General features: G+C 64.8%; 9 protein-coding genes. 7 read left to right on the top strand and 2 right to left on the bottom strand.

Features of this window, described 5'->3' with window-relative positions; genetic code table 11:
• Positions 1 to 110: 110 nt before the first annotated feature.
• Positions 111 to 1,424 carry an MFS transporter gene (locus SCA01S_RS03695; protein ID WP_022677268.1) on the bottom strand — a complete coding sequence of 438 codons (1,314 nt, stop codon included), beginning with the start codon at positions 1,422 to 1,424 and terminating at the stop codon, positions 111 to 113.
• Between the two features lie 168 nt (positions 1,425 to 1,592).
• Between SCA01S_RS03695 and cyoA the strand changes: the two genes are divergently transcribed.
• The 7 genes from cyoA (at position 1,593) to SCA01S_RS03660 (ending at position 8,549) form a co-directional block, all read left to right on the top strand.
• Positions 1,593 to 2,795 carry a ubiquinol oxidase subunit II gene (gene cyoA, locus SCA01S_RS03690; protein WP_022677269.1) on the top strand — a complete coding sequence of 401 codons (1,203 nt, stop codon included), beginning with the start codon at positions 1,593 to 1,595 and terminating at the stop codon, positions 2,793 to 2,795.
• Between the two features lie 71 nt (positions 2,796 to 2,866).
• Positions 2,867 to 4,912, top strand: a complete 2,046-nt coding sequence (gene cyoB / locus SCA01S_RS03685; protein WP_051146403.1) for a cytochrome o ubiquinol oxidase subunit I — start codon at positions 2,867 to 2,869, stop codon at positions 4,910 to 4,912.
• A complete protein-coding gene (cyoC, locus tag SCA01S_RS03680) occupies positions 4,909 to 5,565 on the top strand; it encodes a cytochrome o ubiquinol oxidase subunit III (RefSeq protein ID WP_062782950.1) in 657 nt (218 codons plus the stop codon). Before cyoB ends, cyoC begins: the two co-directional genes overlap by 4 nt.
• Positions 5,562 to 5,969: a cytochrome o ubiquinol oxidase subunit IV gene (gene cyoD, locus SCA01S_RS03675; RefSeq protein WP_022677272.1), complete on the top strand. Its 408-nt coding sequence runs from the start codon at positions 5,562 to 5,564 to the stop codon at positions 5,967 to 5,969. Before cyoC ends, cyoD begins: the two co-directional genes overlap by 4 nt.
• Positions 5,970 to 5,971: 2 nt before the next feature.
• On the top strand, positions 5,972 to 6,685 hold the full coding sequence (locus tag SCA01S_RS03670; protein WP_062782947.1) for an SURF1 family protein: 714 nt from the start codon (positions 5,972 to 5,974) through the stop codon (positions 6,683 to 6,685).
• Positions 6,682 to 7,983: an ATP-binding protein gene (locus SCA01S_RS03665; protein ID WP_062783080.1), complete on the top strand. Its 1,302-nt coding sequence runs from the start codon at positions 6,682 to 6,684 to the stop codon at positions 7,981 to 7,983. Before SCA01S_RS03670 ends, SCA01S_RS03665 begins: the two co-directional genes overlap by 4 nt.
• Complete coding sequence (locus SCA01S_RS03660) at positions 7,980 to 8,549, top strand: response regulator transcription factor (RefSeq protein WP_022677275.1); 570 nt, start codon at positions 7,980 to 7,982, stop codon at positions 8,547 to 8,549. Before SCA01S_RS03665 ends, SCA01S_RS03660 begins: the two co-directional genes overlap by 4 nt.
• Positions 8,550 to 8,669: 120 nt before the next feature.
• Here SCA01S_RS03660 and SCA01S_RS03655 read toward each other — a convergent pair whose 3' ends face one another.
• Positions 8,670 to 10,712, bottom strand: coding sequence for a M3 family metallopeptidase (locus SCA01S_RS03655; protein ID WP_062782944.1), 2,043 nt, complete (start codon positions 10,710 to 10,712; stop codon positions 8,670 to 8,672).
• Positions 10,713 to 10,732: the final 20 nt, after the last annotated feature.

Here is a 10,732-nt window from a genome sequence, read left to right as displayed (position 1 = left end):
CCCCCTCCTCTGAAGAGGAGGGGGAGAACAGCCTGATCACCGTTGGTGAACAAAAAAGGGGCGGTTCGGATTGATCCGAACCGCCCCTTCTTGTTGCTTTGCCAGATGGCTCAGTTGGTCGCCGCGGTGCGGTTGGCCCACAGCGCCACGATCGTGCCGATCGCGCCCGACAGCAGGTAGGCACCCGAAGCCAGCAGGCCATAGTTGGCCGACAGCCACAGCGCCGCATAGGGCGCAAAGCCCGCGCCCAGCAGCCAGGCCAAGTCGCTGGTCAGCGCCGAACCGGTGTAGCGGTGGCGGGTTTCGAAGGCATCGGCCACGGCACCCGAAGACTGCCCGAACGAAATGCCCAGCAGCACGAAGCCGGTGAGCATGAACGACACTTCGCCGGCCACGCCAATGCCCAGCAACTGCGGGGCAAAGCCCGAGAACGCGGCAATCGCGGCGGCCGAGAAGCCGAGCAGCGTGCGGCGGCCAACGCGGTCGGCCACCAGGCCCGAGATGACGATCGCGGCCACGCCCACGGCAGCGGCGATGGCTTCGATGGTGAGGAAGCGGGTCGGCTCTTCCGAGGTGAAGATGAACACCCACGACAGCGGGAACACCGTGACCATGTGGAACAGCGCAAAGCTGGCGAGCGGTGCAAAGGCGCCGATCAGGATGGTCTTCCACTGTTCGCGGATGGTGACGAGCGCGCTTTCGGCGACAAGGTCACGCGATTCGAACAAGCGCTGGAATTCCGGCGTCACCACGATGCGCAGGCGCGCGAACAGCGCCACCACGTTGATCGCAAAGGCCACGAAGAACGGGAAGCGCCAGCCCCACGACAGGAAATCGTCAGCCGGCAGCGAGGCGGTGAAGAACGCGAACAGCAGGCTGGCCACGATCAGGCCAAGCGGCGCGCCCAGCTGCGGGATCATGGCATACCAGCCACGCTTGCCCGCCGGCGCGTTGAGCGCCAGCAGCGAGGCCAGGCCATCCCACGTGCCGCCCAGCGCAAAGCCCTGGCCCAGGCGGAACAGCGCGAGCAGCAGCACCGCGTTGTGGCCGATTTCGGCATAGCCGGGCAGGAACGCGATCGCCGCGGTCGAGCCACCCAGGCCGAACAGCGCCACCGTCAGCTTGAAGCCACGGCCGAATGCACGGTCGAGCCACATGAAGAACAGCGAGCCGACCGGGCGGGCGATGAACGCCAGCGGGAACACCGCAAACGACGCCAGCGTGGCGTTGAGCGGGTCCAGGTAAGGAAAGAAGACCTTGGGGAACACGATCACCGAGGCGATCGCATAGACGAAGAAGTCGAAGAACTCCGAGGTCCGTCCGATGATCACGCCGATGGCGATCTCGCCCGGGGAAATCGAACCGTGCCCGGCGTGGGAATCGCTCCCCAGCCCTTCGTGATTATCGACTACGGCAGCAGTCATGACTGACACAAACTCCTTGGATCCCGCGCATTTCTCGCAAACGCGCCGACCGGCCGGCCGCACGCATGCGACCTGCCCTTATGTGCCCTATTGTCTTTGTGCAGCCGCGAAGGGGATTGGACAAAATGTCCTATCGTTTGCACGGCCCAGCGCTTCTAGGTGCGCCACATGCGTGCGAAACTCTTGAATCGGGCGCGCCTGCTGCGCTGCGCCATCGTCCCGCTCCTGGCCCTGCCGCTTGCCGGCTGCGACTGGGTCGTGCTCAACCCCGCGGGCGATGTCGCTCGCCAGCAGGGCGATCTGGTCATTGTGGCCACGTTGCTCATGCTGTTGATCGTCGTGCCTGTCATGGCCACGGTTGTCATTTTCGCGTGGCGTTACCGCGCCACCAACACCGAGGCCAAGTACGATCCGGACTGGAACCACTCCACTCAGCTGGAACTGATGATCTGGGCCGCGCCGCTGATGATCATCATCGCGCTGGGCGCGGTCACCTGGGTCGGCACCCACCTGCTCGATCCCTATCGCGCGATCTCGCGCATTGATGCGCAGACCCCGGTCGCCGCCAATGCCAAGCCGGTAGAGGTCGAAGTGGTGTCGATGGACTGGAAGTGGCTGTTCATCTATCCCGAACAGAACATCGCCACGGTCAATGAACTGGTGGTTCCCGCCGGCCGGCCGCTGCGCTTCCGCATGACCTCGTCCACCGTGATGAACACCTTCTATGTCCCCGCGCTGGCCGGCATGATCTACACCATGCCCGGCATGGAAACCAAGCTGCACGCCGTGTTCAACCAGGAAGGCGCGTTCAAGGGCATTTCCGCACACTTCAGCGGCGCGGGCTTCTCGCAGATGCACTTTGCCACGCGTGCCGTGTCCGATGCGCAGTTCGACCAATGGGTGGCCAGCGTGAAGGCCGGCAAGAACGACGGAATGCTCAGCCGCGATGCCTATCTCCAGCTCGACAAGCCCAGCATTGCCGATCCGGTGCGTCACTATGCTGGTGTCGCTCCCGATCTGTTCAACGCCGTTGTCGATCTCTGCGTGCAGCCCGGCAAGATCTGCATGAGCCAGATGGCCATGCTCGATGCCAAGGGCGGCGTGGGCAAGGAAGCAGCGCGCCTGAACGTGGCCGCGCTGACCTATGACAAGAACGGCCGCGCCACCGAAACGGCAGTCCTGCCTGGCAGCGTCGTGGCCCAGACCGACCGCTTCGTGAAGGCCTATTGCAGCGACAACCGCCCGATGGCCGCACCCAGCGGTGACGCGCCTCTGCCCAAGACGCTCGATCGCCTGCGTGGCGCCGGAATCAACCAGGCAACTGGTCCCCGGGTCAGCCTGGCCGGCCCGCTACTGCAGCCTGCCTCTTGAGGCAGGTTGCCGATCCGATACGCCGCACCAGATTTGATCCGGCCCCATTTTTCTGACCGATGGATATTGCGATGACCGCTGTCCCCCTTCCCGCCACTGCCCCACCGCCGTGGTCTCCGCTCCTGGGACGCATTTCCCTTGAGCAGCTTCCCTTCCTCCACGAACCGATCGTGGCGGTCACCTTCGTTGGTGTGATCCTTGGCGGGATCGCGCTGGTGGGGGCCCTCACCTATTTCCGCCTCTGGGGCTATCTCTGGAAAGAATGGTTCACCAGCGTCGATCACAAGAAGATCGGGGTCATGTACATGATCCTGGGTCTGGTGATGTTCATGCGCGGCTTTGCCGACGCGCTGATGATGCGCTTGCAGCAGGCAATGGCGTTCAACGGCAGCGACGGCTATCTCAACGCGCACCACTATGATCAGGTCTTCACCGCCCACGGCGTGATCATGATCTTCTTTGCCGCGATGCCGTTCGTGACCGGGTTGATGAACTATGTTGTGCCGCTGCAGATCGGCGCGCGCGACGTGTCGTTCCCGTTCCTCAACAACTTCAGCTTCTGGATGACCACGGGCGGCGCCGTGCTGGTCATGGCCTCGCTGTTCCTGGGTGAATTTGCCCAGACCGGCTGGCTGGCCTTCCCGCCACTGTCGGGCCTGGCCTATAGCCCCGGCGTTGGCGTGGACTATTACATCTGGTCGCTGCAGGTGGCAGGTGTCGGTACCACGCTATCGGGCATCAACCTAATCGCTACGATCATCAAGATGCGTGCCCCGGGCATGACACTGATGCGCATGCCGGTGTTCACCTGGACCGCGCTGTGCACCAACGTGCTGATCGTTGCCTCCTTCCCGGTGCTGACCGCCGTTCTCGTGCTGCTCTCGCTCGACCGTTACGTGGGGACCAACTTCTTCACCAACGACTTCGGCGGCAGCCCGATGATGTACGTCAACCTCATCTGGATCTGGGGCCACCCGGAAGTTTACATCCTCATCCTGCCGATCTTCGGCGTGTTCTCGGAAGTGACCTCCACGTTCTCGGGCAAGCGCCTGTTCGGCTATACCTCGATGGTCTATGCCACCGTGGTTATCACCATCCTGTCCTACGTCGTGTGGCTGCACCACTTCTTCACGATGGGTTCGGGCGCCAGCGTCAACAGCTTCTTCGGCATCACCACCATGGTGATCTCCATCCCCACCGGGGCCAAGCTGTTCAACTGGCTGTTCACGATGTACCGCGGTCGCATCCGCTTTGACCTGCCGATGATGTGGACCGTGGCGTTCATGCTCACCTTCACGATCGGCGGCATGACCGGCGTGCTGCTCGCCGTTCCCCCGGCAGACTTCGTGCTGCACAACTCGCTGTTCCTGATCGCGCACTTCCACAACGTGATCATCGGCGGCGTGGTGTTCGGTACGTTTGCCGCGATCAACTACTGGTGGCCCAAGGCCTTTGGCTTCAAGCTCAACCAGTTCTGGGGCAAGGTCAGCTTCTGGTGCTGGGTGCCGGGCTTCTGGCTGGCGTTCACCCCGCTCTACATCATGGGCCTGATGGGCGTGACCCGCCGGACCCGCGTGTTCGACGATCCCAGCCTGCAGCCCTACTTCATTGTTGCCCTGCTGGGCGCGGTGCTGATCGCCGCCGGCATCGGCGCGATGGTCGTGCAGTATGGCGTGTCGATCTGGAAGCGCGAAGAGCTCAAGGACGAAAGCGGCGATCCGTGGAATGGCCGCACGCTGGAGTGGGCCACCAGCTCGCCCCCGCCGGCCTACAACTTTGCCTTCACCCCGATCGTGCACGATCTCGATGCCTGGGAAGACATGAAGCGCGCCGGCGTCGGCCGTCCGCTTGATGGCTACCGCCCGATCCACATGCCCAGCAACACGGGTGCAGGCGTGATCCTGGCTGGCATCAGCACGGCGCTTGGCTTTGCCCTGATCTGGCATATCTGGTGGATGGCCGGGGCCAGCTTCGTGGCACTGCTCGTGAGCGCCATCGCCCACACCTTCAACTACAAGCGCGATTACCACATCCCGGCCGAAGACGTTGCCGCCGTCGAGGCGCAGCGTACGGCCCAGCTGGAACGCCTTGCCCAGAACCAGGGAGCCGCCGCATGAGCGATGCTGTCCATAGCTCGGGCCATTCGGCTCCCCTGCCTGCCTCGCTGACCAAGCTGGGCAAGTTCTGGGACTTGAACGAGCATGACCATCCCGAAGGCCACAGCACCATGCTGGGCTTCTGGATCTACCTGATGAGCGACTGTCTCATCTTCGCCATGCTGTTCGCAGCGTTCGGCGTGCTCGGCGGCAACTATGCCGCCGGGCCCGGCCCGCGCGAGTTGTTCGAGCTGCCCCTGGTGGCGGTGAACACTTCGATGCTGCTGTTCTCGTCGATCACCTATGGCTTTGCCATGCTGGCGATGCAGCGCGGCTCGGTCAGCCAGACGCAGATGTGGCTGCTGGTCACCGCCGTGTTCGGCGCGGCGTTCCTGTCGATCGAACTCTACGAATTCTCCAACCTTATCCACGAAGGCGCCACGCCCCAGCGCAGCGCGTTCCTTTCGGCGTTCTTCACGCTGGTCGGCACCCACGGGCTGCACGTCACGTTCGGCCTGATCTGGCTGTTCACGCTGGTGGTGCAGGTTTCGCGCAAGGGCCTGATCCAGGCCAACAAGCGGCGCCTGATGTGCCTGTCGCTGTTCTGGCACTTCCTCGACGTCGTGTGGATCGGCGTCTTCACCTTCGTCTACCTGATGGGGATGCTGCGATGAGCGCGAAGAACTATACCGACCTGGCCCACCGCCACGCGCACGGGGATGCCAATCCCCACGCCATCGGCCACCACCATGACGAACCGCACGGCTCGCTGCGCGAATATGTCATCGGCTTCGTGCTGTCGGTGGTGCTCACCGCCATTCCGTTCTGGTTGGTGATGAGCGGCGCCATTGCCGACAAGAACACCACTGCCATCGTCATCGCGGCCTTTGCCGTGGTCCAGGTGGTGGTCCACATGATTTACTTCCTGCACATGAACGGCAAGGCCGAAGGGGGCTGGAACATGCTGGCCCTGATCTTCACCGCCGTGGTCGTGCTGATCGTCATCTCTGGTTCGATGTGGGTGATGTACCATATGAACCACAACATGATGCCGATGCACGCCGAGCAGATGGACTGATCATGACTTCGCAAACGGGCAGCAGGCAGCGCTTGCTGCCCGTTTCGATTCTGCTGGTCCTGGCGCTGACCTTTGCCGGCCTGGGCATCTGGCAGGTAAAGCGCCTCGCCTGGAAAGAGGCGCTGATTGCCGATGTGACGCGCGCCGTGCATGCAGCGCCTGTCTCCATCGCCGCCGTGCCCGCTGGCGCCATTGATCGGCTTGCCTATCATCGCGTGGCGATCACCGGCCGGTTCATCCCCGCCGCCACCGTTCTGGCCACGGCCACCAGCACGCTGGGCAATGGCTATTGGGTCATGGTGCCCCTGGCCACGCCCGGCCAGGCCCCGGTGTGGATCAACCGTGGCTTCGTGCCGATGGGCACCCGGCTCGATACCGCCCGCCGCGCCGTTCCCGTTACCCCCGTTTCCATCATCGGCCTGATCCGCCCGAGCGAGCCCAAGGGCACGTTCCTTCGCGCCAACCGGCCCGAGGCAGAGCGCTGGTATGCGCGCGATCTGCCCGTCATGAACATGCGCCGCGGGGTCGTGGCAGAGCCGCGCTATTTCCTCGACGCGCAAGTGGAAACGCCGCGCCCCACGGCTCAGCCCGTGCCGGTGTCCGGCCTCACTGTCATCGCGTTTCCCAACAACCACCTGTCCTATGCGCTGACCTGGTTTGCCCTTTGCGCCCTCTCGCTTGGCGCGGCAATCATGGTATGGCGCAAGGCGCGATGAGCGCCACCCCGCCCCTTTCCTCCACCCGTCCGATCTATCCCGCGGCCAGCGCGCGCAACATGGCGCTGCTGGTGCAACTGCGCTGGGTTGCTGCCGTGGGCCAGCTTGTGGCGATCTGGGTCAGCGTGCGGGTGCTGGGCGTCAAGCTCGATGTGGCGCCGCTGGTGGCCGTGCCGGTGCTGATGGTGGTGATCAATGGCCTGACCCTGCTGCTCGATCGCGGGCGCGAGGGCTACAGCCATGTCGAACTGCTTGGCGCGCTCACGCTCGATATGCTGGCGCTTGCCTGGCAGCTCTATTTCAGCGGCGGCACGTCCAACCCCTTCACCTTCCTGTTCCTCATGCAGATCGTGATCGCGGCGATCCTGCTGCCCCCCAACTGGAGCGCGATCGTGGCGGGCATGGCCGCGCTGATCGTCACCCGGCTGGCCTTCGTCCATCGCCCGCTCGATCTGCCTACCGGCACCTTCGATGGCACGATCGAGCTGTTCCAGCTGGGCAATCTCGTCTGCTTTGCGCTGGTCGCCGCGCTGCTGGTGTTCTTCGTGATCCGCATGGACCGCAACCGGCGGCAGAGCGAGACGGCGCTGGCCGCCTTGCGCCAGCAGGCGACCGAGGAACAGCATATCGTGCGCCTGGGCCTGCTTGCCTCAGGCGCGGCGCACGAACTGGGCACGCCGATGGCGACGATGTCGGTCATCCTGGGCGATTGGCAGCGCCATCCCGCAATCATGGCCGACCAGGACCTGCGCGAAGAGTTGCAGGACATGGCTTCCGAACTCAAGCGCTGCAAATCGATCCTCTCGGGCATCCTGCTCAGCGCCGGGGAAGCGCGCGGCGAAAACCCGCAGATCACTACGCTGGGCGATTTTCTTGGCACCATCGCGGCCGAATGGAACGAGCGTGGCCATGGCGTGATCCGCCTGCGCAACATGGTGGAGACCGATCACCCGATCGTGGCCGATCCCGCGCTGCGCCAGATCATCGGCAATGTCATCGACAATGCCCTGGAAGTCTCGCCCGATTTCGTGGAAATCCGCGCCGAGATGACCGGGGGCGACATCGTGCTGACCGTGCTCGATCTCGGCCCCGGTTTCGCGCCCGACATGCTGGAATCGATCGGCCGCCCCTACAATTCCACCAAGGGCCGTGACGGTGGCGGGCTGGGGTTGTTCCTGGTCGTCAACGTCGTGCGCAAGCTGGGCGGCCGGGTCGAAGTGAAGAACCGCACGGCGCGCGGCGCGATGGTGCGCCTGGAAATCCCGATGGCCTCGCTGGCCTATCGCACGGGGGAATGAACATGCCCGATCCCGAACTGGAACTCACCGCGCAGGACGAAGCCCTGCCGCTGGTGATCGTGGAAGACGATCCCGCCTTTGCCCGCACCCTGCGTCGCTCGTTCGAACGGCGCGGCTATGCGGTAGAGCATGCCGCCAGCCCCGATGAACTGGAAGTGCTGCTCGATGCGCACGATTTCCAGTTTGCCGTGGTGGACCTGAAGCTCGGCACCGGTTCCGGCCTCACCTGCGTGCAGATGCTGGCTGAACGCGATCCCGAAACGCGCATCGTCGTCCTTACCGGCTTTGCCTCGATCGCCACAGCGGTGGAAGCCATCAAGCTGGGCGCGGCGCACTATCTGGCCAAGCCCGCCAACACCGACGATATCGAGGAAGCCTTTGGCCGCGTCGGCGGCGATCCCACCGTGCCGCTCGATACGCGCAAGACCTCGATCAAGACGGTGGAATGGGAATACATCCACTCCACGCTGGTGGAATGCGATTTCAACATTTCCGAAGCCGCCCGGCGCCTGGGCATGCACCGCCGCACCCTGGCGCGAAAGCTCGAAAAGCGGCCGCTGCGCTGACTTTATTCTTCGTCACCCCGGACTTGATCCGGGGTCCCGCTTTTTTCTGTTTCGTCGCACAGGCAAGCAGGACCCCGGGTCAAAGCCCGGGGTGACGGTAATTACTTATAATTCAATCGCTCAGGCCGCCAAACCGCGCACCCGCAGCAGCGCCCCAGGATCGGGCGCGCCGCCGCGAAACGCCACATAGTTGTCCATTGCCGGGCGGCCACCGCCTTGCGACAGCACTTCGCGCCGGAATGCGGCGCCCAGTTCAGCCTGCCGCTCTGGCGCCGCTGCAAACTGCTCATAGGCGTCGGACGAGAGCAGTTCGGCCCAGAGGTAGGAATAATACCCCGCCGCATAGCCGCCGGCAAAGATATGGCTGAAGGCATGGGCAAAGCGGTTCCACGCCGGATAGCGCATCACCGCCACCTCGGCCCGCACGGCGTCGAGCAGCCCCTGCACATCGGGCGCATCGGCAGCAGCGCGGTGCAGGCGAATATCGAACAGCGCGAATTCGATCTGGCGCAGCACCGCCAGCGCGCCCATGAAACCGCGCGCGGCGTTGAGGCGCTCGATCAAGGCATCGGGCAGCGGTTCGCCCGTTTCCTCATGCGCCGATGCGGCCTTGAGCACGGCGGGATCATAGGCAAAGTTTTCCAGGAACTGGCTGGGCAGTTCCACCGCATCCCATTCCACTCCACTGATCCCGCCGATCGAGGGGATATCCCCCTCCCCCAGCAGGTGATGCAGGCAGTGGCCCATTTCGTGGAACAGGGTCACCACGTCGGCATGCTGGAGCAACGCCGGCTTGCCCGGCGCGGCCTGGGCGAAATTGGTGATAAGATAGGCAACCGGCATCTGCGCCCCATCGGCGGCCCGGCTGGGCGAGCGGCACACGTTCATCCAGGCGCCGCCGCGCTTGCCCTCGCGCGCAAAGAAATCGGCATAGAGCCGGGCAAACGGAGCATCCGCCCCGGCACGGAACAGGTCGAACTGGCGCACGTCATCATGCCATAGGCCGCTGCCCGGCACTTCCTTGAACACCACGCCGAACAGCCGCTCCACATGGCCGAACAGCGCCGGCAGCACCTTGTCGAGCGGCAGGTAGCGGCGCACCTCGGACTGATCGAGCGCATGGCGGGCGAGGCGCGCGCGCTCGGTGGCAAAGCCCATGTCCCAGGGTTCGAGCGTCTCGATGCCCAGCTCGCTGCCGGCAAATGCGGCCAGATCGGCCAGATCGGCCTGGGCCAGCGGGCGGGTGCGCGCGGCCAGGTCGGTCAGGAAGGCTTCCACCGCATCGGGGCTTTCGGCCATCTTGGTGGCCAGCGACAGGCTCGCGGCATCGCCCTGGCCCAGCAGCTGCGCCGCCTTGGCGCGCAGGGCGAGCAGCGCGGCCATGCGCGGCCCGTTGTCAAACTCCCCGGCGTTGGGCCCCTGGTCCGATGCGCGGGTGGCATAGGCCTGCTGTACCTCGTGGCGCAGCGCGCGATCCTGGGCATAGGTCAGCACTGCCACCACCACCGGGGCATGCAGCGTGATCAGCCAGCCCTCTTCATGCCCCTTGGCCCGCGCAGCTGCTGCCATGCCGGCAAGGTCCGCGTCGGGAATACCGGCCAGGCGGCCCGTATCGGTCACGTGCAGGCTCCAGGCCTCGGTCGCGTCCATCACGGCATTGGCATATTCGGTCGCCAGGCGGCCCTGCTCCACCTGGTTTTCGGCAAAGTCGCGCGCGTCATCACCATCGAGCGCCACGCCGGACAGTTCGAAATCGCGCAGAGCCAGTTCGCGGGCGCGGGCGGCTAGCGGATCAAGCGCCGTAGGATCGATCGCGCGGATCGCCTCATAGAGCGCGCGGTCCTGGCCCACGGCGGCAAAGTGCGCGGCGATCAGCGGCTGCGCCTGTGCCTGCGCGGCCCGCAATTCCGGGGTGTTGGTCACCGCCAGCAGATGGCCCACCACGCCCCAGGCCTCGCTGATGCGGCGATCGGCTTCTTCCTTGAATGCCAGCATGGCCGGATCGCCGGCGCGCGCCACGCACGCGGCCATGGCAGCCTGGTGATCGGCGATCGCGGCGGTTACGGCCGGCACAATGTCATCGGCGTGGATTTGCGCAAAGCGCGGTTGGCCATGCGTGGCCAGCAGGGGAAAGGCAGCGTCGAGCGTGGCAGTATCGGTCAAAGGTGCGCTCCGGCAAGGTG

The organism is Novosphingobium capsulatum NBRC 12533 (assembly GCF_001598375.1).
Classification (GTDB): Bacteria; Pseudomonadota; Alphaproteobacteria; order Sphingomonadales; family Sphingomonadaceae; genus Novosphingobium; species Novosphingobium capsulatum.
Note: the sequence above shows the minus strand (reverse complement) of the source record. Positions and strands in the feature narration are given on the sequence as shown.

Excerpts from the sequence above, each read along its gene's own strand:
- cyoD (WP_022677272.1), top strand. The coding sequence starts at position 5,562 with ATGAGCGCGAAGAACTATACCGACCTGGCCCACCGCCACGCGCACGGG.
- SCA01S_RS03665 (WP_062783080.1), top strand. The coding sequence starts at position 6,682 with ATGAGCGCCACCCCGCCCCTTTCCTCCACCCGTCCGATCTATCCCGCG.
- cyoA (WP_022677269.1), top strand. The coding sequence starts at position 1,593 with ATGCGTGCGAAACTCTTGAATCGGGCGCGCCTGCTGCGCTGCGCCATC.
- cyoB (WP_051146403.1), top strand. The coding sequence starts at position 2,867 with ATGACCGCTGTCCCCCTTCCCGCCACTGCCCCACCGCCGTGGTCTCCG.
- SCA01S_RS03670 (WP_062782947.1), top strand. The coding sequence starts at position 5,972 with ATGACTTCGCAAACGGGCAGCAGGCAGCGCTTGCTGCCCGTTTCGATT.
- SCA01S_RS03695 (WP_022677268.1), bottom strand. The coding sequence starts at position 1,424 with ATGACTGCTGCCGTAGTCGATAATCACGAAGGGCTGGGGAGCGATTCC.
- cyoC (WP_062782950.1), top strand. The coding sequence starts at position 4,909 with ATGAGCGATGCTGTCCATAGCTCGGGCCATTCGGCTCCCCTGCCTGCC.
- SCA01S_RS03660 (WP_022677275.1), top strand. The coding sequence starts at position 7,980 with ATGAACATGCCCGATCCCGAACTGGAACTCACCGCGCAGGACGAAGCC.